The organism is Methylorubrum salsuginis (assembly GCF_900114375.1).
GTDB classification, from domain to species: domain Bacteria; phylum Pseudomonadota; class Alphaproteobacteria; order Rhizobiales; family Beijerinckiaceae; genus Methylobacterium; species Methylobacterium salsuginis.
In genome coordinates this window covers 351,964-375,236 of record NZ_FOSV01000002.1, presented here as the reverse complement: position 1 = coordinate 375,236, position 23,273 = coordinate 351,964, and the positions used below count along the sequence as shown (strand labels likewise).

Annotated in this window: 21 protein-coding genes; 9 read left to right on the top strand and 12 right to left on the bottom strand. The window is 68.3% G+C overall.

The annotated features are described in order from the left end of the window. Positions 1 to 18: 18 nt before the first annotated feature. The 6 genes from BM140_RS04465 to BM140_RS04440 all read right to left on the bottom strand — a co-directional run bounded on the left by BM140_RS04465 (position 19) and on the right by BM140_RS04440 (position 5,549). Entirely contained in the window at positions 19 to 873 is an 855-nt protein-coding gene (locus BM140_RS04465; protein ID WP_091942391.1) for a phosphatidate cytidylyltransferase, read from the bottom strand. Beyond that, positions 873 to 1,658, bottom strand: coding sequence for an isoprenyl transferase (locus BM140_RS04460; protein ID WP_091942390.1), 786 nt, complete (start codon positions 1,656 to 1,658; stop codon positions 873 to 875). Before BM140_RS04460 ends, BM140_RS04465 begins: the two co-directional genes overlap by 1 nt. 159 nt (positions 1,659 to 1,817) lie before the next feature. Continuing rightward, positions 1,818 to 2,381: a ribosome recycling factor gene (gene frr / locus BM140_RS04455; protein WP_091942389.1), complete on the bottom strand. Its 564-nt coding sequence runs from the start codon at positions 2,379 to 2,381 to the stop codon at positions 1,818 to 1,820. Between the two features lie 122 nt (positions 2,382 to 2,503). Next, positions 2,504 to 3,226, bottom strand: coding sequence for a UMP kinase (gene pyrH, locus BM140_RS04450; protein ID WP_091942726.1), 723 nt, complete (start codon positions 3,224 to 3,226; stop codon positions 2,504 to 2,506). Between the two features lie 213 nt (positions 3,227 to 3,439). Continuing rightward, positions 3,440 to 4,360: a translation elongation factor Ts gene (gene tsf / locus BM140_RS04445; RefSeq protein ID WP_091942387.1), complete on the bottom strand. Its 921-nt coding sequence runs from the start codon at positions 4,358 to 4,360 to the stop codon at positions 3,440 to 3,442. 118 nt (positions 4,361 to 4,478) lie between these two features. Next, positions 4,479 to 5,549 carry a 30S ribosomal protein S2 gene (locus BM140_RS04440; protein ID WP_091942385.1) on the bottom strand — a complete coding sequence of 357 codons (1,071 nt, stop codon included), beginning with the start codon at positions 5,547 to 5,549 and terminating at the stop codon, positions 4,479 to 4,481. A gap of 539 nt (positions 5,550 to 6,088) precedes the next feature. Here BM140_RS04440 and BM140_RS25335 point away from each other — a divergent pair. Beyond that, positions 6,089 to 8,170, top strand: a complete 2,082-nt coding sequence (locus BM140_RS25335; protein WP_131803740.1) for a hypothetical protein — start codon at positions 6,089 to 6,091, stop codon at positions 8,168 to 8,170. Between the two features lie 70 nt (positions 8,171 to 8,240). Then, a protein-coding gene (locus BM140_RS04425) for an IS5 family transposase (protein ID WP_091942379.1) occupies positions 8,241 to 8,995 on the top strand; the annotation gives its coding sequence in 2 pieces (ribosomal slippage) (positions 8,241 to 8,556 and positions 8,556 to 8,995; 756 coding nt in all). Between the two features lie 148 nt (positions 8,996 to 9,143). Here BM140_RS04425 and BM140_RS04420 read toward each other — a convergent pair. Beyond that, on the bottom strand, positions 9,144 to 11,126 hold the full coding sequence (locus tag BM140_RS04420; protein ID WP_091942334.1) for an acyl CoA:acetate/3-ketoacid CoA transferase: 1,983 nt from the start codon (positions 11,124 to 11,126) through the stop codon (positions 9,144 to 9,146). 74 nt (positions 11,127 to 11,200) lie between these two features. Between BM140_RS04420 and BM140_RS25330 the strand changes: the two genes are divergently transcribed. The 7 genes from BM140_RS25330 (at position 11,201) to BM140_RS04390 (ending at position 17,858) form a co-directional block, all read left to right on the top strand. Continuing rightward, positions 11,201 to 11,515: a hypothetical protein gene (locus tag BM140_RS25330; protein WP_131803739.1), complete on the top strand. Its 315-nt coding sequence runs from the start codon at positions 11,201 to 11,203 to the stop codon at positions 11,513 to 11,515. A gap of 96 nt (positions 11,516 to 11,611) precedes the next feature. After that, positions 11,612 to 12,322 carry a Crp/Fnr family transcriptional regulator gene (locus BM140_RS04415; protein WP_091942332.1) on the top strand — a complete coding sequence of 237 codons (711 nt, stop codon included), beginning with the start codon at positions 11,612 to 11,614 and terminating at the stop codon, positions 12,320 to 12,322. Positions 12,323 to 12,366: 44 nt separating this feature from the next. Beyond that, complete coding sequence (locus BM140_RS04410; RefSeq protein ID WP_244535286.1) at positions 12,367 to 12,882, top strand: FecR domain-containing protein; 516 nt, start codon at positions 12,367 to 12,369, stop codon at positions 12,880 to 12,882. Continuing rightward, entirely contained in the window at positions 12,882 to 14,723 is a 1,842-nt protein-coding gene (locus BM140_RS04405; protein ID WP_091942330.1) for a CHASE2 domain-containing protein, read from the top strand. Before BM140_RS04410 ends, BM140_RS04405 begins: the two co-directional genes overlap by 1 nt. A gap of 109 nt (positions 14,724 to 14,832) precedes the next feature. Beyond that, complete coding sequence (locus BM140_RS04400; RefSeq protein ID WP_091942328.1) at positions 14,833 to 15,810, top strand: calcium-binding protein; 978 nt, start codon at positions 14,833 to 14,835, stop codon at positions 15,808 to 15,810. A gap of 134 nt (positions 15,811 to 15,944) precedes the next feature. Next, entirely contained in the window at positions 15,945 to 17,147 is a 1,203-nt protein-coding gene (locus BM140_RS04395) for a pyridoxal phosphate-dependent aminotransferase (protein ID WP_091942326.1), read from the top strand. A gap of 414 nt (positions 17,148 to 17,561) precedes the next feature. Next, on the top strand, positions 17,562 to 17,858 hold the full coding sequence (locus BM140_RS04390) for a hypothetical protein (protein ID WP_091942324.1): 297 nt from the start codon (positions 17,562 to 17,564) through the stop codon (positions 17,856 to 17,858). 96 nt (positions 17,859 to 17,954) lie between these two features. On the opposite strand, the gene BM140_RS04385 is transcribed toward BM140_RS04390, so the two are convergent. The 5 genes from BM140_RS04385 to gspD are packed head-to-tail and all read right to left on the bottom strand — an operon-like array spanning position 17,955 to position 23,095. Continuing rightward, positions 17,955 to 18,389, bottom strand: coding sequence for a type II secretion system protein (locus BM140_RS04385; protein ID WP_091942322.1), 435 nt, complete (start codon positions 18,387 to 18,389; stop codon positions 17,955 to 17,957). Between the two features lie 12 nt (positions 18,390 to 18,401). After that, the gene (gene gspG, locus BM140_RS04380) at positions 18,402 to 18,845 is read right to left on the bottom strand and encodes a type II secretion system major pseudopilin GspG (RefSeq protein ID WP_091942320.1); all 444 of its coding nucleotides are present in this window, start codon (positions 18,843 to 18,845) and stop codon (positions 18,402 to 18,404) included. A 20-nt stretch (positions 18,846 to 18,865) separates the two neighbouring features. Next, complete coding sequence (locus BM140_RS04375) at positions 18,866 to 20,077, bottom strand: type II secretion system F family protein (protein ID WP_244535285.1); 1,212 nt, start codon at positions 20,075 to 20,077, stop codon at positions 18,866 to 18,868. Beyond that, positions 20,077 to 20,661 (bottom strand): prepilin peptidase, encoded by a 585-nt coding sequence (locus BM140_RS04370; protein ID WP_091942318.1) that lies wholly within the window; start codon positions 20,659 to 20,661, stop codon positions 20,077 to 20,079. The genes BM140_RS04375 and BM140_RS04370 overlap by 1 nt, the downstream gene beginning before the upstream one ends. Before the next feature lie 7 nt (positions 20,662 to 20,668). Continuing rightward, on the bottom strand, positions 20,669 to 23,095 hold the full coding sequence (gene gspD, locus BM140_RS04365) for a type II secretion system secretin GspD (protein ID WP_091942316.1): 2,427 nt from the start codon (positions 23,093 to 23,095) through the stop codon (positions 20,669 to 20,671). Positions 23,096 to 23,273: the final 178 nt, after the last annotated feature.

The window sequence follows — 23,273 nt, the reverse complement described above, 5'->3', positions numbered from 1 at the left end:
TTGGATAGCGGCCGGCGCTCAGGCAGTGAGCCGCATCACGGCAAAGCACAGGCCGGCCAGCAACGCCACGGCGAAGAAGCCGTCGAGCCGGTCCATGACACCGCCATGGCCGGGGATCGAGCGGCCGGAATCCTTCACGCCGTAGCGCCGCTTGAGCGAGGATTCGACGAGGTCGCCGCCCTGGCTGAGCACCGAGGCGATCCCGCTGAACAGAGCGACGACCGGCAGCGAGATGGCGGGCAGCGCGTCCCAGCCGTGGCCCCGGGCGATGGCCGCCGTCACGGTGCCGGCGACGATGCCGGCGGTGAGCCCACCGATCGCCCCCGACCAGGTCTTGTTCGGGCTCACCCGCGGCATCAGCTTCGGCCCGCCGACGAGGCGGCCGGTGATGTAGGCCAGGATGTCGGTGGACCAGACCACGGCGAACATCCAGGCCGGGCCGACGAGGCCGATGGCGGGGTCGATCCGCAGCAGCGTCGGCACCAGCGCGACGACGGCGCCGCCCAGCAGACCGCAGACCGCCTTACGCCGGGTGATGCCGCGCCCCAGCACGACGAGGCCGACGCAGCCGGCGATGAGAATGAGAAGGAAGGTCAGGGCTGGCGCGCCGAGGAGCGCGGCGGCGGCGAGCCCGGCGAGCGTCGCTCCGGTGACGCCGAGCAGCGGCAGCAACGGCTCCGAGCGGGTCATGGCCAGCCACTCGGCGGCCCCGACGGTGCCGGCGATGAGCCAGACCAGGGCGAAGGCCCAGCCGCCGATCAGCAAAGTGCCGATCACCGCCGTGCCCAGCACCAGGGCCGAGACCGTGCGAAGCCGGAACTCGCGGGTGGCAAAGGGCGAGCGCGCCGCCCGCACGGGTGGGGATTCCGCCATCAGCCGGCCCCGCTGCCGAGGCCGCCGAAGCGGCGGTCGCGACGATGATACTCGGTCAGCGCCGCCACGAAGGCCGCGTGGTCGAAATCCGGCCAGAAGCCCGGCTCGATCACGTACTCGGCGTAAGCCGTCTGCCACGTCAGGAAGTTCGACAGGCGCTGCTCGCCGGAGGTGCGGATCACGAGGTCGGGATCGGGAATCCCGGCCGTGTCGAGGGCGTCCGCGATCGTCGGCAGATCGATGTCTTCCGGGCGCAGCCGGCCTTCCGCAACCGATGCGGCAAGGCGCTGGACGGCGCGCAGGATCTCCTGGCGACCGCCGTAGTTGAACGCGACGACCAGCGTGAGGCCGGTGTTGTCGCGGGTGCGCGTCTCGGCCTCGTCGAGCAGGGCGGCGATGTCGGCGGAGAGGCTTTGGCGCTCGCCGATCACCCGGACGCGGACGTTGTTGGCGTGGAGGTCGGCGAGGTCGCCGCGCACGAACAGGCGCAGCAGGCCCATCAGTTCCATGATCTCCGTCGGCGGGCGGCGCCAGTTCTCGGAGGAGAAGCTGTAGATCGTGAGGTAGGCGACACCGAGTTCGATCGCCGAGCGCACCGCACGGCGCACCGCCTCGACCCCGCGGCGATGGCCCTCGAAGCGGGGCAGCCCCTTGCGGGCGGCCCAGCGCCCGTTGCCGTCCATGATGATGGCGACGTGGCGGGGAGCTTCGGGTGAGGCTTGGCGCGCCGTCCCGTCGGCGGCGGCATCCGCCCCGATCTGCCGCGCGCCCTCCGAGCGAACCACCCGCGTCTCCCCGTATCGTCATGGTTTCGAAAGGACCAAGACCTTTCGCGGGTCCAGGGCGGAGCCCCGGTCGGCGAAGCCATCTCGGGGCTCCGCGCCCCGAGACCCCGCCAAAGGGCTTGCCCTTTGGGAACCCCTTACGAACGATCAGACAGGTTCTCAGACCTGCATGATTTCCTTTTCCTTGCCGGCCAGCACCTGATCGACTTCCGCGATGGCGTCGTCGGTGGCCTTCTGCACGTCGCCGGCCTGACGCTTCTCGTCGTCCTGGCTGATGGCGCCGTCCTTCTCCAGCTTCTTGAGGATGTCGAGACCGTCGCGGCGCACGTGGCGCACGGCGATACGGGCCTCCTCGGCATATTTGTGGGCGACCTTCACCATCTCCTTGCGGCGCTGCTCGTTCATCTCGGGGATGCGCAGGCGGATGGTCTGGCCCTCGGTCATCGGGTTGAGGCCGAGGTCGGATTCGCGGATCGCCTTCTCGACGGCGGTGACCATCGAGCGGTCCCAGACCGAGATCGAGAGCAGGCGCGGCTCGGGCACGCTGACGGTGGCGACGCCCGCCATCGGCATCATCGATCCGTAAGCTTCGACGTTGATCGGCTCGACCAGGCTCGGCGTCGCCCGCCCCGTGCGCAGCGAGCCCAGATCCTTGCTGAGCGAGGCGATGGCGCCCTGCATGCGGCGCTTGATATCGCCGAGATCGAAATCCGGTGTGGCCATGGCTTTGAAAATCCCGACGCGTTCGGGTGGCAGATCGGCGCGAAGGCGCGAGGCCTCCGTCGCGGTGGCGCTACATGAACGAAAAACCCCGGGGCCGCAAATAGAGGAGGCGGAGGTTTCGCCTACGGCACAACGCGGGTCGAGACCGAGCGGCCGGTGAGAATCGCCGTGACCGAACTCGGCGCGTGGACCGAACCGACCACGAGGGTCAGCTTGCTCTCGCGGGCCAGCGCGAAGGCGGCGGTGTCCATCACCTTGAGGTCGCGGGCGATGGCCTCGTCGTGGGTGATGGTGTCGTAGCGGATCGCCTCCGGATCGCGCTTCGGATCCGCCGAGTAGACGCCATCGACCTGCGTCGCCTTCAGAACCGCGTCGCAGCGCAGTTCGGCGGCGCGCAGGACGGCGGCGGTGTCGGTGGTGAAGTACGGGTTGCCGGTGCCGCCCGCGAGGACCACGACCTGCCCCTTGTCGAGGTGGTGCAGCGCCGGCTGGCGCGCATAGGTCTCGCAGATCGTCGGCATCGACACCGCCGACATGGTGCGCGCCTGGACGCCGGCGGCGTTGAGCGCGGTCTCGATGGCGAGGGAGTTCATCACGGTCGCCATCATGCCGAGCGAATCGCCGGTCGCCCGGTCGATCCAGCCGGCCTGCGAGATGCGCGCGCCCCGGATCAGATTGCCGCCGCCGACCACGATGGCGATCTCGATGCCGTGGCCGATGGCCTCGCGGATGTCCTCGGCCAGAGCCGCCAGCATCGGCGGATGCAGCCAGAACCCGTCGGGGGCGGCGAGCGCCTCGCCCGAGAGTTTGACCAGGACACGGCGGTAGGGCGTCGTCTCCGGCATCGGATCCTCGTCGGCTTGGCTGCTGGCGCCGGCTTCTAGCAAGACGAGGGCCCGAACGTCGAGGGGCGGCGGCATCGCTGCCGTCGCCCCTGACAAGACTTGACCTCAAACCGACCGGCTCGCCGGTCGCTCCTGCAACGGCAGGGCAGCAGGCATCCGCCGGACGCGAGGGCTTCGACCCAAGGTCGGAGCCCTCGCACCGAGGGAGAAAAATTACCGCGACATGCTCGCGACTTCCGCCGCGAAGTCCGGGCCCTCTTCCTTCTCGATGCCCTCGCCGAGGGCGTAGCGGACGAAGCTCTTGATGGCGACCTCGCCGCCGGCCTTGCCCGCAGCTTCCTTGAGCACCTGGGAGATGGTCTTGGAGCCGTCGTGAACGAAGGGCTGCTCCAGGAGGGTGACCTCCTTGTAGTAGCTCTTCAGGCCGCTCTCGACGATCTTGGCCATCACATGGTCCGGCTTGCCGGCGTTCTTCTCGCGCAGGATGTTCGACTCGCGCTCGACCACGGCCGGGTCGATGCCCGAGGCGTCGAGCGCCGCCGGGTTGGTCGCCGCGATATGCATGGCGATCTGGCGGCCCAGCGTGGAGAGCACCTCGACGTCGCCCTCGGACTCGAGCGCGACGAGCACGCCGATCTTGCCGAGGCCTTCGCTGATCTGGCCGTGGACGTAGGAGGCGATTACGCCCTTGGCCACTTCCAGCTTGGCGACGCGACGGAGCGTCATGTTCTCGCCGATGGTGGCGATGAGGTTCGAGAGCGTGTCCTTCACGGTCGCGGACGAGCCGGGGAAGGTCGCGGCCTCGAGGCCCTCCAGGGTGCCGTCGGTGTTGAGCGTGAGCTTGGCGGCCTCGCGGGCGAAGGACTGGAAGCCGTCGTTGCGGGCGACGAAGTCGGTCTCGGAGTTCACCTCGACGATGGCGGCGTGGCGGCCGGCGGACTCGACGGCCACGAGGCCTTCGGCGGCGACGCGACCGGCCTTCTTGGCCGCCTTGGCGAGACCCTTCTTACGCAGCCAATCGACCGCCGCCTCGAGGTCGCCGTTCGTCTCGTTGAGCGCGCCCTTGCAATCCATCATGCCGGCGCCGGTCTTTTCGCGAAGCTCCTTCACGAGTGCGGCGGTGATGTTGGCCATGGCGATCCTCTCAAGGTCTGGAAGCGAGTGAGCCCGGCGCTCGTTGAAAGCACCGGGCTTTGCAGGTTTATGACAGTGCCGCCGCCGAGAAGGTCCCGGCGGCGAACATATGGGCGGTTCAGGCCGCGGCGGCCTCGACGAAGCCGCGGGACTGAGCAATCCAGCCGTCGCGCTCGATGCGGCCGTTCAGCTTCAGGTCGGCGTCGAGCTTGGCCACGTCCTCGGGCTGCATGGCGGCGATCTGCCAGTAGTGCCACACGCCGGCGTCGTTGAGCTTCTGCACCAGCTGCGGGCCGACGCCGTTGAGCTTGGTCAGGTCGTCGGGCGCGCCGCGCGGGGCGGCGAGCTGCTCGAAATGCTCGGTCGACTCGGCGAGCGCCGCGACGTCGGCCGGGGCGATGGCGTCGGAGGCGACGGAGACCGCGGCATCGTCGTCGTTGGCCGTGGGAAGCTCCTCGGCGGTCGGCTCCTCGGAGGCGCCGACATCGATGCCGAGCGCACCCTGGCCGCGGCCGATGCCCTCGATCGCCGCGCGGGCGATCAGGTCGCAGTAGAGCGCGATGGCGCGGCCGGCGTCGTCGTTGGCCGGGACGATGTAGGAGATGCCGTCCGGGTTGCAGTTCGTGTCGACGATGGCGGCGACCGGGATGCCGAGGCGCTGGGCCTCCTTGATCGCGAGCTGCTCCTTGTTGGTGTCGATCACGAACAGGAGGTCCGGCACGCCGCCCATGTCCTTGATGCCGCCGAGCGCCTTCTCGAGCTTGTCCTTCTCACGGGTCAGCATGAGGCGCTCCTTCTTGGTGAGGCCGACGGCCCCGCCCTCGAGCGTCTCGTCGACCTTGCGCAGGCGCTGGATCGAGCCGGAGATGGTCTTCCAGTTGGTCAGCATGCCGCCGAGCCAACGGGAGTTGACGTAGTACTGGGCCGAGCGCTTGGCGGCCTCGGCGATCGAATCGGCCGCCTGGCGCTTGGTGCCGACGAACAGCACGCGACCGCCGCGGGCGACCGTGTCGCTCACCGCCTGCAGCGCGGCGTGGAGCGCCGGCACGGTCTGGGCGAGATCGATGATGTGGATGTTGTTGCGGGTACCGAAGATGTAGGGCTGCATCTTCGGGTTCCAGCGATGCGACTGATGCCCGAAATGGGCGCCGGCCTCGAGGAGCTGGCGCATAGAGAAATCGACGGCCATGGTCTTTGTGCTCTCCGGTTATACCGCCGCGGAGGGTGCAGCCGGCTGAGTGCCGGCCACCGGGGACGCCTCATTCAGGCATGAGGCCACTCCGCGTGTGGAATGGGCCGGGGCGTTAGCAGAGAGCGGCGGATCGCGCAAGGCGGAGGCGGGCTTTCGTCCGTGTCACCGGGGAAGGAAGACGCCTTGCGACGATCGAACGGACCGAGGGATCGGCCATCACCGCAAGATGACGGACGCCTCTCTCAAACCTACGTTCCGCCCGAGAGACTTTTCGACTCCAATCTGTTATAATATCGAGATATTACAGCTCCACAGACCGATTTTTCGAGATAAAGCCCGCGATCGAATGTCGTTGCATTTCCATTCCGCTCATTATATAGCATAAATTGATATAGAGGCACCTGCATGCCCCCATTGATCGCGCCAGAAGCCGCTTAAGAGTCGTTGCATTTGAGACATGATCAATCCGCCATAGGCATGAACTCCCATGGCCAGGACCAATAAAGATATACACTTTGAACGGGCATTGGAATCGTATGGCAGTCAGAATCGAACAGTATACAGACCCGGATGGCGTGGCGATCGAGCAGGGCACGGGCGCAAAGCCCATTTTCGTCATTCCATTCCCCAAAGGCTGTCTTTGCCGGGCTGAAATTCTCGACGCCGACACGGTGCTTTTCGTCGGCCGCGAGCATCATAATGATCCACAAGATGTGCTCCTTCTGGGCGTCTACGACCTACGCTTGAAGCGCTTTACACGGCGTGCAGAGTTTCCCGGCGTCTTACGAATGCACCATTTGCTCTCGCGCAACAGGAATCGACTGTTCATAGCGGGCAAAGGCATTACAATCATTGATCTCCATTATTTTACGATCCTTAAGCATTACGAATGCTATAAGATCGACGCACATGCAGGCCGAGCCGCCTCCTACGGCGACTGGGAAGGCGGCTTCAGCGATGCGCAGCAGCAAGGATGGAAACATATCAATATCCAATACGCCCATCAGTTCGGGGAGATCAAAGACGGCGAAATCATACTTGTGAAAGGATTGGTGCCTCGTCGCCGATCCGATGCGCCTGGAGACATTCAGCAGGCGCTGACCATCGATATCCGATCCGATCAGGTTCATGCCCGCGTCCTTCTCGACGCCAACAGCACGAGTCCTCTGAGCCGGATCGACCCCCAAGCAGATCTTGCCTTTGTCGACAGCAGGCAAACCGCAATCTATCGCGCGTTCGCACCGTCGCCTCCGAACGCGAGACGCGAAGGAATCCTACAGCCTCACACAGCCTCAACCGAAGACTCGAATACCGGCGAGCCCTGCTATGGGCTTTCCGTGCATCTTTGGTCTCTTGCCGATGTCAACGCCTCTCCAATAACGGTCGTAGTGCGGTCGGAGCCTGCTTCAAATTGGAAGCGTGGACTGGAAGTAGGAAACTTCTACGATTCAGAGGCAACCTCCGCACGCAACCGAGCCCTGCGGATGCTCGACACTTTGCCGTCGGTCCTGAGCTTGCAGGATGACGCAAGTTGGTCACTGGCCGCACACGCCTTCATCACCCAGATCACAGAAAGTCCAAGCGATGGAACGATCTGGATATCATTCGCGGACGATTGCCTAAGAAGCCTGGATCGTAACGGCCGGCTCGGCCCGCTGATCCGGCTCGCAGGAGAGCCAAGTCACCGTCATGGTCCGAATGTGACACACTTGAGTGATGGGTCCATTTCTGTGCATCGGTTCACCTTCAGCGGACATCTGCCGGTACTCAAAATCTACCGCTTCGATCCCGGGCAATTTGACGACATCGCGGGCCCGGTCTCGATTGAGCCCTTGGCACCGGATACTCCGATGCACCACCATGAGAAAGCCTTCGCGGCTTTCGCGCGCCGACAGACGCGCAAGCGCTTTACGATGTCAGACTGGACGCCGGAAAGCTGCGCCGCTGCGTTGCAAAAGCAAACAAAGTTGCTACGCAACGGCTTCAACGACATGGTCATCGCGAGCACAGGACGGCTTAATTTTACTTATAGGGTCGGCAAATCGACCATGGACGAAGCGTCATTCTTCGCCGGCCTCGTCGAGCGCAACGTCCCCGTGGTGCCCGAACTTCGAGCCTTGTTGAACGCCTACCTCGAAGCAATGGGCGACGGTGGCGAGGACGTACAACCCTGGGAAGACCCGGACGAGGGGATCGGCGCCCTCGGCTCCGCACTGCACGCGCTGGCGGTCTTGGATTCCGACGCACTCGATATCGTCCGCGTGTATCTGGAGAAACGCGACGGCGAACACGAAGGCTATTGCTGGGGCACGGTGCTGCCGGCCTATTTCAACCGGCAAGGCTGGCATGATGCCGAGACCGTACGATTCGGAATCTATGCTGTGCTCAACCGCTTCTGGGGTGGCGCACATCCATACGACCTCGACGGGCTGCGCGAAGCGATGGAAAAGCTCATGACGCCGGCTGACGTCGCCGAAACGGTGCGCCGCGAGGCCGACGCTTTTGGCCGCAAGCCAGAGTGGAATTACGATGCAGCAGCCTACCGCGCGGCCTTCTGCACTATACTAGACCCAGCAATCAACTTTGAAGCAGCCGTGCTGGATGAGTTGCGAGATTAGGTCGTGAACTCATAACGGCGGCACGGTTGAGCGGCTGTGTCGTTGGTCCTTCAGGACTGGAGGATCACGAATGGCGCGGTTTGACCTGACGGATGCGGAGTGGGCGGCGATCGAGCCGGTTCTTCCGACGGACGTTCGCGGCAAGGAGCGGGCGGACGACCGGCGGGTGCTGAACGGGATCTTCTGGCGGCTGCGCACGGGCGCGCCCTGGGCCGACATCCCGGCGCGCTACGGCCCGCACACGACGTGCGGCAACCGTTTCCGGCGTTGGCGCAAGCGCGGGGTCTGGGATCGACTTCTGAAAGCCGTGTCAGAGACTTACGAGGGCGACCTGCAGATGATCGACGCCACCAGCGTGCGGGTGCATCAGCACGCGGGCTGCGCTAAAAAAAAGACGACCGATCCCGTGGCATAGGTCGCTCGCGCGGCGGCCTGACGAGCAAGATCCACGCGCTGGTGGATGCCGAGGGCCGGCCCATCGCGCTCAAGATCACCGAAGGCCAAGCGCATGACGGTCGGGCGGCCGACGACATGCTCGGCGATCTCGGCCCAGGGCAGACCCTTCTGGGTGATCGCGCCTACGACAGTGATGCGCGGCGCGAGCGCTTGGCCGAGCAGGGAGCGTGGGCCAACGTGAAGCCGATGCCCAACCGCAAGAACGTGCTCGCCTTCAGCGCCTTCCTGTACAAGTACCGCAATCTGGTCGAGCGGTTCTTCAGCAAGATCAAGCACTTCCGCGCGGTCGCGACCCGATACGACAAGGATCCGGAAAACTTCCTCGCCAGCGTCAAGCTCGCAGCTGTCCGCGTCTGGCTCCGAGCTTAATGAGTCTGCGACCTAGACCGCGCATTTCGATACCGATCGCCGTCCCGGCGTTAATTTCGGCAACATCAAGCGACAGTATATTGTCGGGCCGCCGCTTGCCAAAACCGTGGCGGCGGCCCGCTCAATGCTGCCATGAAGCAGCGTGCGCTCACGCCGCCGAAGCCACCGCCGGCGAGATCTTCTTGCGGGCGCGCTTGTCCTCGGTGGTGCCGACGAAGGCCTGGGCCTCCTCCTTGCGCTCGAAGACGTGGGGGGCGACGCCGCGCTTGGTCAGGGCCTCCTCCATCTTGAGACGCAGGAAGGCGCTGGTCGCGTAGCGGGTCGTGGTCGCGTAGTAGTTCGCCTGGAGATACTGCACCATCCCGGCGTAATCGTCGTAGAGGTTCTCGTTGAGACGGAAGCCGTCGTGGTTGATCACCGCGTTGACGCGCTGGCCGGCCTTGCGGCACGCCTCGACGATGGTCATGCGCAGCTCGTCCATGTCGCTCTTCACCCGGCAATACCAGCCTTCGAGGTTGATGAAGAGGATGTTGCGCTCGCCATCGTAGCTGACGCGGGACTTCAGATCGAGGTTGAGCAGATCGGAGATCAGCTCCATCGGCTCCTCGCGGAAGATGCGGGCATCCATCGGCACCGGATTGCGCACCACCGGCTTGAAATCCATGTGAGCGAGGATGTCGCGCTCGATGTCGATGCCCGGCGCCACCTCGATCAGCTCCAGGCCCTCGCGGGTCAGCTGGAACACGCAGCGCTCGGTCACGTAGATCACCGGCTGCGAGCGCTCGACCGCGTAGGGCCCCGAGAAGGTGTTCTGCTGGACCGCGGTGACGAATTTGCGGGCCCGCCCCTCCTGGACGATCTTCACCTGACCGTCCTGCACGGCGATCTCCAGGCCGCCCGCCGTGAAGGTGCCGGCGAAGACGACCGAGCGGGCGTTCTGCGAGATGTTGATGAAGCCGCCGCAGCCGTTGAGCTTGCCGCCGAACTTCGAGGTGTTGACGTTGCCGGCCTCGTCGCACTCGGCCATGCCGAGACAGGTCATGTCGAGGCCGCCGCCGTCGTAGAAGTCGAACATCTGGTTCTGGTCGATGATGCAGTCGGCATTGGTCGCCGCGCCGAAGCTCGAGCCCGAGGCCAGCACGCCGCCGACGGCACCGGCCTCCGTCGTCAGCGTGATGTAGGGGGTGATCTTCTCCTCGTTGGCGACCGACGAGATGCCCTCCGGCGCGCCGACGCCGAGATTGACCACGCCGTTCGGCGGCAGCTCGAAGGCGGCGCGGCGCGCGATGATCTTGCGCTCGTTGAGCGCCATCCGCTTGATACCCGTCACCGGCACGCGGATCTGCCCGGCGAGCGCGGGATCGTGCATCACGCCGTAGTTCATGCGGTGCATCTCGGGCTCGGCCAGCACCACGCAATCGACGAGGATGCCCGGTACGCGGACGTCCTTCGGCAGCAGGAAGCCGTCATCGACGATGCGCTCGACCTGGGCGATGACGATGCCGCCGTTGTTGCGCGCCGCCATCGCCTGGGCGAGGCAGTCGAGGGTCAGGGCCTCCTTCTCGAAGGAAAGGTTGCCCGACGGGTCGGACGAGGTGGCGCGGATGAAGGCCACGTCGATCTTGGTGGCGGTGTAGAACAGCCACTCCTCGCCATCGACCTCGACGAGCTTGACGATGTCCTCCGTGGTCAGTTCGTTGACCTTGGCGCCGCCGTGGCGCGGATCGACATAGGTCTTCAGGCCGACCTTCGAGAACAGACCCGGCTGGCCGGCGGCGCAGGCGCGGTAGAGCTGCGAGATCACGCCCTGGGGCAGGTTGTAGCCGCGGATCCGGTTGGCCTGCGCAGCCTGCGCGACCTTGGGCATGCGCCCGAAATTGGCGGCGATGACCCGCGACAGCAGGCCGTCATGGTGCAGGCGCCCGGTGCCGAGCCCCTTCGAATCGCCCGCGCCCGCGGTCATGATCAGGGTGAGACCGCGGGGGCTTCCGGTCTCGACGAAGCGCTTCTCCAGCGCGGCGTGCAGGGCCTCCGGGATGCAGCTCTGGACGAAGCCCGTGGTGGTCACGACGTCGTTCTCGCGGATCAGCGCGATCGCCTCTTCCGCCGTGATGACCTTGTTCTTCTTCATGGAAACCGCTGTCCTCCGCGTCTTCCGGCCCGGCGGGGCGGTTGATCCCGCCCCTCCCCGTTCCACCCGAAACGATGCAGGCCGACACCGCAGGCCGGAAGGTTCCGGCCTGCGGTGTCGGCTGGATTTTGAATGCATTTGATATTGCAGTGCATCGAAAATGCTTCGGCACTGCAAGAAAATGCATCTCTTACTGCCGACAATACCGCAAAACTCTGCTGCCGCGCCTGAAAAACTCTTCTACCCCCGATCAGAAAAATTGCGTGACCCGCCGAATCGGTCCTTCCGCTCACGGGCGCTCGCCGCAAGGGGGCTTCAAAGGGAGCTTTTGCGGAAGGGGGCACGTGCCGGAGACGGATATCGGCAAAGGACCCGCGGGGCTCGTGTGAGCGGTATCACGGACACGGTTCCGTGTTTAGGCTCGATGGGACCGCACCGCCCGCACTCCGAGTCGTCGCGCGGCCCGCGCCCCAGGAGATCCGAGCATGGACGCGCCGCGCACTTGCCCCGAAGAGGTTGGGCCCGGCGACCTCGGGCGGCTCCTATCGGTCAATCCGTTCTTCGCGAGTCTCGGGGCCGAATCGGTCGCCGCGCTGGCGGGCCTGTGCGTGACGCGGCGGCTCGAGGCCGGGCGCACGTTGTTCAGCCAAGGCGATCCGGGCGACGCCCTCTACGCGGTCCGGCGCGGCCAGATCCGGATCGTCGCGGAGGGTCCCGACGGAGAGAACGCGACCCTCAACCTGCTCGGCCCCGGCGACGTGTTCGGCGAGGTGGCGCTGCTGGACGGTGAACCCCGCACCGCGAGCGCCGTCGCGGTGGAGGCGACCGAGCTGTTCGCGATCCTGCGGCGCGACTTCCTCGCCCTCATCGAGCGGCGCCCACAGGTGGCGATCCGGCTCATCGCTTTCCTGTGCGCACGCATCCGCTGGCTGAGCCGGCGGGCGGAGGAGGCTTCCTTCCTCAGCCTGGAGGACCGGCTTCTGCGCCGCCTCGCCGGGCTCCATGAGGATTACGGCAGCCCGATCACGGTCTCGCAGGAGGAGCTGGCCCGGTTCGTCGACGCCGCGCGCGAGAGCGTCAACCGCCAGCTCCAGATCTGGAAGCGGGAGGGCCTGATCGGCCTCGGTCGCGGCCGGATCGACATCCTCGACCCCGATGCCCTGATGCGGCGGGCGGGCGCCGTAACGGGAGAGTGAGCATGCGAAAGACGATGCGAGGGACGACGCGGCGATGGGCCGGAATGCGGGTCCTGACGATCGGCGGACTCGGTGTCGCCCTGGCGGCGGCGGCGGCTGTGCCGGCCGCCGCGCAGACCCGTGACGGTTGCCGGGTGACGACCTTCACCGACCCGCCGCGGGACGTGCTCGACTGCCCCGGTGGCGTGTCGGTGACCGCCGAGAAGGGCGCGGCCTACCGCTTGATCGACGCCAACCGCGACGGCCGGCCTGAAGCGGTCGAACTCGACGGCAAGGCGCTCCTGATCGAGGTCGCCCCCCGTCGCTCCGGATTCCAGATCCGGACGCCCCATGCCGTCGCCTCGGTGCGGGGCACCATCTGGGCGGTGGAGGCGGGCGCGGCGGCCACCGCCGTCTTCGTCGAGGAGGGCGCCGTGCAGGTCGTTCGCCGGGGCGAGCCGGCTTCGGTGACGCTGCGGGCCGGCGACGGTGTCGATGTCGCGGCGGGCGGTGGGGCGCTCGACGTGAAGCGCTGGTCGCGGGAGCGGCGCCTCCACCTCCTCGCCCGCTTCGGCCGCTGATGCGGCGGGCGGCTCCGCGGCCGGCGCTCACGGCGTTCGCCCTCCTGGCCTCGCTCGGCTTCGGCCTGTTCCTGTCCCTGTCGCACCTGTCGGGCGAAGCCTCCGTCCTCGACCGGGCCGAGGCGATGCTGGCCGACCTGCGCTTCCTCGTCGCCGGTCCGCGCCCGGTGCCGGTGGGTGTGGTGATCGTGGCCATCGACGAGCGCACCGTGTCGGCGGCCGGCGGATATCCGCTGCCGCGCGCCTCCCTGGCGCGGTTGATGGAGGCGCTCCACCAGGGGGCGCCGCGGGCGGTCGCCCTCGACATGCTGCTCCTCGATCCCGGCCCCGAGGCAGCGGATGTGGCCCTCGCCGCCGCGCTCGCCGATCTGCCCGCGGCGTTCGGCATGGCGGCGACCTTTTCCCGAACCGACCCCGGCCGACAGGCGAGCCTCGGACCGCTGACCGGCCTGCCGGTGGCCGGGACCCTGGCCCGGCCGACCGAGCGGCTGCGCGCGGCGGCGCAGGCAGGACTCGTCAACGTCGCGACCGATGCCGGCGGCACGCCCCGGCACATCCCGCTGCTCGTGGCGCATGCAGGCGCCGTGCTGCCGAGCCTGCCCCTGCGGGCGGCGATGTTGGCCACCGGGCGCAGGCCCGAATGGGAGGCCGATGCCGTGCGCCTCGGCGAAACCCGCACGCCGCTCGATCTCGGTGCGGCGCTGGCCCTGCGGTTCTACGGCCCACAGGGCAGCGTGCCGACGGTGAGCGGCGCCGCGGTGCTGACGGGCGAAGCCGATGCGGCCATCCGCGAGAAGATCGTCGTCGTCGGCGCAACGGCGCTCGGCAGCGGCGACAGCCTGAGCACGCCGTTCGATCCGGTGCTGCCGGGTGTCGAGGTGCTGGCCACCGGCCTGTCGCATCTGATCCACGGAGATGCCCTGCGCCGCGACACGGCCGTGCGAAGGGCAGATGCCGTGATCACCCTTGCCTTGCCGGCGCTGATGCTCGCCGCCCTCTCCCTGACTCGGGTGGGTCTGGGACTCGCGCTGGCGGCCCTGCCGCTGGCGGTGTTCCTCGTGGCATCCGTCGTGTCGTTCGCCCACGGGATCTGGCTGTCGATGTCCCTGCCGCTCGCCGGCCTCGCCCCGCTCGGCCCTTATCTCGGCGCCCGCCTCTGGCTCGACCGAGCGGAGGCGCGGAGGCTGACGGAGTCACGCGACGGGCTGCTGCGCTTCCTGCCGCCCGCGGTCGCCGAAAAACTCACCGAGGCGCCGGACTTCCTCGCCGTGCCGGTGCAGCAGCGGGCGGCGGTGCTGTTCCTCGACCTGTCGGGTTTCACCTCGGCGAGCGAGGGTCTGGGCCCGGTCCGGACGCAGGCGATGCTCAAGGCGATGCACGACCGGGTCGAGGAGGCGGTGACGGCCCGCGGCGGCGCGGTGACGAGCTTCATGGGCGACGGGGCCATGGCCTTGTTCGGCCTGCCCGAAATGCGCCCCGACGATGCGGACAGGGCGGTCGCGGCGGCGTTCGACCTCGCGGACACGATGCGCGCGTGGCTCGCGGGGCTGGCGCCCGGCGAGGCGCCCGCGGGCGTGCGGATCGGCGCCCATGCCGGACCGGTCGTGCTGTCGCGGCTCGGCGGGGCGCGCAACCAGCACATCACCGCGACCGGCGACACGGTGAACACGACCGCGCGACTCCTCGACGTGGCCAAGGCCGAGGGCGCCGTCGTGGTGCTCTCCGCAGCCCTCCTGGCCGCCCGCGCCGCGCAGACTCCCCTCCCCGGCCCGGCGACCGAGAAGACGGTGGCGATCCGCGGCCGGCAGGCCCCCCTCGACGTGGTGCTGGCGGACGTTTGAGCCGCCCACCGGGCTTGTGTGACCCGGATCACGGAAGGTCCCCGGCTGCGGGGGCACAGTGCCTCTCACGGGACCGGCGCTTCGGACCCGGCGAGCACAGGAGGCACACATGGCGACCATCCGCGGCGACCAGAACTGGTTCTTCCGGGACGACGAACTGACCGGCACGAGCCGCCAGGACTTCATCTACGGCCTTGAGGGCAACGACCTCATCCTCGGCGGCGGCGGCAACGACCGGCTCTTCGGCGGCAACGGCGAGGACCGCCTGCACGGCGGCGAAGGCGCCGACATCCTCGACGGCGGCAACCACAACGATGTGCTGTACGGCGGCGCCGACAACGACACCCTGCTCGGTGGTGCCGGCAACGACCGGATGTATGGCGGGGACAACAACGACACGTTTCGCGATCTCATCGGCAACGACCGCATGGACGGCGGCACCGGAACCGACACGGTCGATTATTCCGAGTTCTATGGCCAGGTGATCGCCAACCTCGCCCGCGGCACCGCCACGCAGGAAGAGGGCATCTACCGGGTCAATTCGGGCATGGAGTTCCACTCCATCGGTACCGACACCCTGGTCTCGATCGAGAACATCAAGGGCGCACGCTTCGACGACCGCATCACCGGTTCGAGCGCCGACAACCGGATCGAGGGCGGCCAGGGCAACGACACCCTGAGCGGCGCGGGCGGCAACGACGTGCTCGTGGGCGGCCTCGGCCGGGACATCCTGAGCGGCGGCACCGGCTCCGACACCTTCCTGTTCAACACAGCGCCGAACGGCCCGGCCAATCCCGACAAGATCACCGACTTCCGCCCGGTCGACGACGTGATCCATCTCGACGACGCGATTTTTACGGCGCTGGAGCGCGGCGCCCTCGATGCGAGCGCCTTCAAGATCGTCGATACCGCGATGCCGACGGGCCTCGACGCCGACGACCGCATCATCGTCTCGTCCTGGAACGGCTACGTCTATTACGACGCCGACGGCTCCGGCTCGAAGGCTGCCGTGGCGGTCGCCGATCTCGATCTCAGCCAGCCGGGCGTGCTGAGCGGCGTGTCGGCCTCGGACTTCTTCGTGGTGTGAAGAATGCCAGGATCGGGGGACGGGTATCCGTTCCCCGGTCTTGTCGCTCCGGCACGGCGGGACTAGGACGGCCGCGCAATCCGGGCCGACACCCGGAGCCCGGCAGCAACCGTCAGAATTCTCGGAGATTTCCCATGGGCTTTCTCGCCGACGCCCTCTCCCGCGTGAAGCCGTCCGCGACCATCGCGATGACGCAGAAGGCCCGCGAGCTGAAAGCCAAGGGCGTCGACGTGATCAGCCTCTCGGTCGGCGAACCGGACTTCGACACGCCCGACCACATCAAGGAAGCGGCGATCGACGCGATCCGCCGCGGCGAGACGAAGTATCCGCCCGTCTCCGGCATCGTGCCCCTGCGCGAGGCCATCGTGAAGAAGTTCAAGCGCGAGAACGGCCTCGACTACAAGGCCTCGCAGACCATCGTCGGCACCGGCGGCAAGCACGTCATCTACAACGCCCTGCTGGCCACCCTGAACCCCGGCGACGAGGTGGTGATCCCGCGCCCCTACTGGGTGTCCTACCCGGAGATGGTCGTGCTGTGCGGCGGCACCCCGGTCTTCGTCGAGACCGACATGGCCCACGACTTCAAGCTCCAGCCGGAGGATCTGGAGCGGGCGATCACGCCGAAGACCAAGTGGATCATCCTCAACTCGCCCTCGAACCCCTCGGGCGCCGCCTACAGCCGCGACGAGTTGAAGAAGGTGACGGACGTGCTGATGCGGCACCCCCATGTCTGGGTGCTGACCGACGACATGTACGAGCACCTGACCTACGGCGCCTTCGAGTTCGTGACCCCGGCCCAGGTCGAGCCCGGCCTCTACGAGCGCACGCTCACCATGAACGGGGTATCGAAGGCCTATGCCATGACCGGCTGGCGCATCGGCTACGCCGCCGGCCCGGAGCCGCTCATCAAGGCGATGGACTTCGTCCAGGGCCAGCAGACGTCGGGCGCTTCCTCGATCTCGCAATGGGCGGCGGTGGCGGCGCTGGACGGCACGCAGGAGCATCTGGCCCGCTTCAAGGCGGCGTTCCAGGAGCGGCGCGACCTCGTCGTCTCGATGCTCAACCAGACGAGCGGCCTGAAGTGCCCGACCCCGGAGGGCGCCTTCTACGTCTACCCGTCCTGCGCCGAGTTGATCGGCCGCAAGACCGAGACCGGCAAGACGCTGGAGACCGACGAGGATTTCGTGACCGAACTGCTTCAGGCGGAAGGGGTCGCGGCGGTCCACGGCTCGGCCTTCGGTCTGGGCCCGAACCTGCGCATCTCCTACGCCACCTCGAACACGGTTCTCGAGGAAGCCTGCCGCCGCATCCAGCGCTTCTGCGGCTCGCTGCGGTAGGCTTTGCGAGCGGACGAAGCGCCGCAACGGACCAAAGGTCGCCGCGGCGAAGGTTGCCCGCGGCGGCGCAGCCCTCTACATCGGCCCTCCCCGCGGCCGAGGCGCCCGATGGTTTCGCGAGCCCTCTCGGGCCGGCGTGGCAGCGGGGCCGGCAGTGACGGGACGGTGCGGACCAGTTCTCTGCACCGCACCTGTGAGGCTTAGTGGGCCGAGTGGCTGCAGGCGTGTCGGAGGCGCGGGGAACAGGAACCGCGATTCCGGCGCATGGCCCACCTGAACCTCGGGGGCGCCCCGCGCGCCTGCGGCCAAGCCAAAGGGTCGCGACCGCATCCTGGTTTTTCGTGGGTGCCGGAAACGAAACGCTGACGCATCGTCGGCTATCCTGCCTCCGTCGATGGCAGGAAGCCCCGTCCCATGTCCCGTCCCGGCCACCGTACCGCGGCCCGTAACTACCTTCCGGAATCGAAGCTCGAAGATCTGGCGATCCGGCTGCGGCGGCTCGCGAACCATCGCGGCCTCGTGCGTCGGGAGATCACCAGCCCGCTGCTGCTGCGGCTCCTGCCGGCCCCCCTGCGTGGCGACGCGGGCACCTATGAGAGCGACCTGCGCCGCACGCTCAAGGATGCCAATTTGGACGCGGACCGCGTCGCCTACCTGCTGGCCCATGCCGAGCAGGAGATCCACGTCGCCCACGCGCGTCTCGCCGGCTGAGTCCGGCGAGAGCACCGTCTTTCGGGACGATGCTCCAGACCCGTGCGCCGCATCGTCGTTTTCCGAAAGCCGGACGCCACCTTTCAGGACGATGCTCTACGGCCCCCGGGCCGGGAAAGGGGCGAGCCGCACCGTCTCGACCTCGACCGAACGCCCCCGCGCGGTCGCGACTTCGATCCGCACCCGCAACGGCAGCCAGCGGGGGCCCTCCTGCGCCGGCTGCGGCGGTGGGGCGGCACCGGTTTCCGGCTCCGGCGGATTCGGCAGCGGCAGGTCGAGGGTCTGGAGGCCGATGCGCCAGCGGCGGCCGTCGGTGACACCCTCGCGCCCCCCCGCGGCGACGGCGGCGGGCGTCAGGGGTTCTTCGAGGAGGGAGCGGGCGAGGCGCTCGGCGCCGGTGCGGTCCTCCACCGCGGCCCAGCCGACCCGCGACTGGATCAGCCCGCGCTGCACGACGAGGCTCAGCGCCGCCACGATCGCGAAGGCGACGAGCGCCTCGATCAGGGTGAAGCCGTCCTGCCGGCCGGCCATGCCCGCGAAAACCTAGTCCTTGCCGATCATGCCGGCACCGCGCTGGCCGTCGGCGCCCAGCGAGACGATGGCGTAGGGGCCGGACTTGCCCGGCGCCCGGTACTCGTAGGGACGGCCCCAGGGGTCGGCCGGCACGTTCGACTGCTTGAGATAGGGCCCGCTCCAGGCCTCCGCCGCCGGCGGGCGCTTCACGAGCGCCTCCAGTCCTTCGCTGGTGGAGGGATAGCGGCCGTTGTCGAGGAAGTAGAGGTCGAGCGCCGAGGAGAACGACTCGATCTGGAGCCGCGCGGTCTTCTCCCGGGAGCTGCCGAGATAGCCGAGGACGCGGGGACCGGCGAGGCCCATGACGAGGCCGAGGATCACGAGCACGACGAGGAGTTCGACCAGGGTGAAGCCGCCCCGGCGATCGCGGACGACGCGCCGGTCGCGGCGGAATGCGGTGAGGAAGGAGCGCATGGGAACCTCGAAACCACCCGTCACATCAGCATGTCGTTGATGCTCATCAGCGCGGTCATCACCGAAATGATCAGCCACGCGATCAGCACGCTCACCACCACCATCACCGCCGGGCCGACCACCGCGATCACCCGGCCGAGCGCGGCGTCGAGCTTGGCCTCGTAGAACAGGGCGACCCGGCTCGCACTGTCGGCGAGGTCGCCCGCCTCCTCGCCGACGCGCAGCATCTGCACGACGTGGCGCGGAAACAGCTTTCCGCGGGTCAGCGCCTCGGACAGGCGCTTGCCCTGGCGCACGTCCGCCGTCACCCGGTCGATCTCGACCCCGGCTCCGGGCAGGCGCACGACGCCGCGGATCAGGCGTAAGCCCGTCGAGATGTCGACTCCGTTGCGCACCAGGATGGCGAGCGTGCGGCAGAAGGTGACGGTGAGTTCGTGCGCCAGCACGGTCTTCGACAGCGGCAGCGCCGCGACCAGCCGCAGCCACAGGCCGCGCTCGCGCCCGAAGCGGTTGACCAGCATCGCGCCCCCGAGGAGCGCCGCCATGCCGATCACGACGGCATCGAGGTTGCGGTTGAGGAAGGCCGACATGTTGAAGACGACGAGTGCGCTCGGATCGATCCGCTCGCGGAAGCCCTGAAGCGCCACCTCGAATTTCGGGATCAGGTAGATCAGCACGAAGAACAGCACCGCGATCGCCGCGCCGACGAGGAAGAGCGGGTAGGAAATAGCCGAGACGAAGCGTTTCTTAAGCCGCTCGCCGCGCTGGCGCTCGGCGGCAAGCGCCGTCAGCGCCTCCTCCAGGCGGCCCGCGGTCTCGGCGACCTCGACCATCTTCACGTAGATCGGCGGGAACAGTGTCGGGTGCTGGGCCAGCGCCTGCGACAGGCTCTTGCCGTGGGAAAGCGCGACGTTGAGTTCGCGCAGGACCGCGGCGAGCCAGCGCTTTCCCTCCATCTGGACCAAGATCGCCAGCGCCTCGTTCAGCGCCACGCCGCCCTTCAGCAGCATGGCCAGATCGAGGGTCATGGCGGTGATCTCTTCCGGGCGCGGCTCCGGCGTCAGTAGGTCGCGCAGCGAGCGCCCCGTGGCAGCGGGCTTCGGCTTGGCCGCGATCGGCGTCCAGCCGCTGCGGTCGAGTTGCGCCATCACCTCGGCGCGCGACTCCGCCTCCATGGTGCCGGAAAGGAGCTTACCGGTCGCATCCAGCGCCTGATACTCGAAGGCGGGCATCAGCCGACCGGGATCGCGGCCACGAGCCAGCCGAACGCCAGAGCGGGGGCCAGCACCGCACCGAAGGCGAGGCGCGCCTCGGTGGTTCCGTCGGGGACCGCCAGCCCCCGGCGCCCGAGAAGCAGCACGATCCCGAAAACACTCGCGCCGAGCAGGCACCACGCGAAGCCGCCGGTGCCGACGAGGATGCCTCCGGCGGCGGCGAGCTTCACGTCGCCGAGCCCGATCCCGTCATGCCCGCGGCGGCGGAAATAGGCCTCGCGCAGGACCAGCAGCGCGCCGCCGCAGAGCAAGCCGTCGAGGGCGATCAGGGTGAGTTCGGCGACGACGCCCTCGCCGGCCTCGCCCGCGACGGCCACGCGCCACGCGAGGCCGAGGAGAGCGAGCGACAGCGTGGCGCTGTCGGGAATCGTGAAGTCGGTCAGATCCTGCCACGCGATCCGGGCCACGAGCAGGGCGAGCGCGCTACCCAGGGCCGCGAGCCCGAGCGCCCCGGTGCCGAGGGGCAGGAGGGCGAGCGCCCCGGTGCCCGCCAGGATCAGGCAGGCCGGGCCGTGATCGTCCGCACTGACGGGCCGGGCCATTCCGGCCTCACGGCTTCACGACCGCGGGCCGCGCGGCGGCGGGGACGCGCCCGCCGCGGCGGGCGGCGGCGTCGTAGAGCTGTCCGCGGTAATCCTCGGCGACGCGCTGGGCGTCGCGGCCCGAGCGCACCACGACGGGGCGGATGAACACGACGAGTTCGGTGCGGTCGGCGGCGTTGTCGGTGGAGGAGAACAGCTCGCCGACATTGGCGAGCCGGCTCAGGAAGGGGATGCCGTCGCGCCCGCGCTTGTTGCGCTCCTGGATCAGGCCGGCGAGCAGCACGGTCTGGCCGTTGGGCACCGAGATCATGCTGGCGACGCGCCGCTTCGAGATCGTCGGCGTCAGCGTCTTGACCGTGTCGACGACCGCCGAGATCTCCTGCTCGACCTGCATCGTCACCGCACCGTTCTGGCCGATGCGGGGGATGACGTTGAGGATGATGCCGGTGTCGCGCATCTCGACCTGGTTGACGAGCGGGGCGCCCGGCACCGTCACGCTGGTCGCCTGGGTCGTGGTGATCGGCACGGAATCGCCGACCTGAAGGGTGGCCGGCTGGTTCTCCAGCACCACGAGCGAGGGCGAGGACAGGATCTTCACGTCGGTGAAGCCGTCGAGCGCGTTGATGACGATGTCGGGCCCGCCGTAGCGGCCGGAGAGGAAGTTGAAGCCGGCACCGGGCGGCGTCAGGACGTTCATGGTGCCATTGCTCGCCGCCGCGGCGGCGCTGAGCAGACCGATCGAGCCCTTGTTGTTGCCGAGGCCGAGCCGGGTCGAGTCGAGGAAGTACTGCACGCCGTATTTCAGCTGGTCGGTCAGCCGCACCTCGGCGATGGTGACGTTGATGGCGACCTGCACCGGGGTCGCATCGAGGCGCTGGAGCGCCGCGTGAATCTTCCGGTAGGTCTCGCCGTCGGTATAGGTGACGACCGCGTTCTGGGCCGGGTCGGCGCTGATCGAGACGCGCTTGGTGCCGGAGCGCTGCGTCAGGTCGAGGCTGCCGCCGCCCATCATCGCGCCGTCGACGCCGCTTCCGCCACCCTGCCCGGTGGGATCGCCGAAGGCCGAAGCGAAGCGCGCCTTGAGGAGGTCGGCGCCGCTGCCGCCGCTCTGGTTCAACCCGCCGCCGGAGCCGCTGCCGACGCCCGTGCCGCCGAGACCGGAGCCGCCGGACGACATCCCCCCCGACGACATCCCGCCGCCGATGCCACCACCCAGGCCGCTGTCCGAGCCGCCGAGGCCGGAACCCGCTTGGTTCGACAGACCCGAGCGGGCGCCGCCGAGCCCACTGCCGGGCAGGCCGGCGCCGAGTCCGCTCGTCAGGCCGGAGCCGCCACCGCCGCCGAACAGGCCGTTGACGACGCGGGCGAGTTCCACCGCGTTGCGGTAGCGCGCCTTGTAGACGAAGACCGTCTCCTCGGCGGCCTCCGCCGTGCCGTCGAGTTCGCGCACGAACCCTTCCGCGCGGCGCAGCAGGCCGGCATTCTTCGAGGTCGCCAGCACGGCGCGCAGGCGGCCGATCGGCTTGAACTGGATCAGCCCCTGGCCCGAACCGTTCTCGCCGGTGTCGAACAGCTGGGTCAGCTCGGCCACCACCGCCTCCGGCCGCGCCCTCTTGAGCTCGAACAGGCTGACCGTCTGGCCGCGCATCCAGTCGGCGTCGAAGGCCAGGATCGCGCTCACCGCCTCCTGCCGCTTCGGGCCCGGGCCCTTGACGATCATGGTGTTGCGGGTCGCATCGAACCGCAGGCCGTCGGCATCGGCCACGAAGCCGGAGACGAGCTTCGACATCGTCGCCGCGGAGACGTAGCGCAACGGCACGACCGAGACGCCGTAACCCGGCCCGCCCGCACCGAGATTCACGGTGCCGAGCCCGGCGGCGGACGGGACGATGCGGTAGCCGGTGCCGGCCTTGCTCATCGAGAAGCCCTGGCCGGCGAGCACGCTTTCCAGCGAGGCCAGAAGCTCGTTGCGCGAGAGCGGACGGGGCGAGGAGATGGTGATCTGGCCCGAGACGTCGGCGCCCATGGTGTAGTTGAGGCCGAGCGTGTCCGAGAGGATCGCGTGGACGACGTCCTTGATCTCGGCTCGCTCGAAGTTGAGACGGAAGCCGCCGCCGTTCACCGCGTCCTGCGCCGGCCCGCCGCCGATCTCGATCGCCTCGGCCTGCTCGGGCAGCCCGCCGAGGCCGGTGCCCGCGGTGCCGTCGACATCGTCGGGGCGGAAATAGCGGCTGCGCCCCACGCCCCGGGCCGGCTGGGTCACCGCATCCGCGGCCGGGCGGACGGCGCCCCCGCGGATCGGCTTCGCGGAGAGGTCCATGGCGACCTCCGGCCCGGTCAGGCCGGTCCGCGGCAAGGTCTGTCCGGCGGCGGGCGCGAGGGCGGCCAGCACCAGCAGCAGGGACGGAAGCAAGGCGCGCCGGAGCGAAGGCATCGGGTTCTCTGGATGAGTCCGATTTTCAACTTACCGGTGGGTTGCGCTCCTGCCCATCTCGGCTGTGCCCCGAACCACCGCTTTCAACCGCGCAGTGCTCGATATGACACACAATTTAGTAAATTTTGGTTAACGCGTTGAGAACTCGTTAACTTCAATGCACGGCAGCGCATCCGAC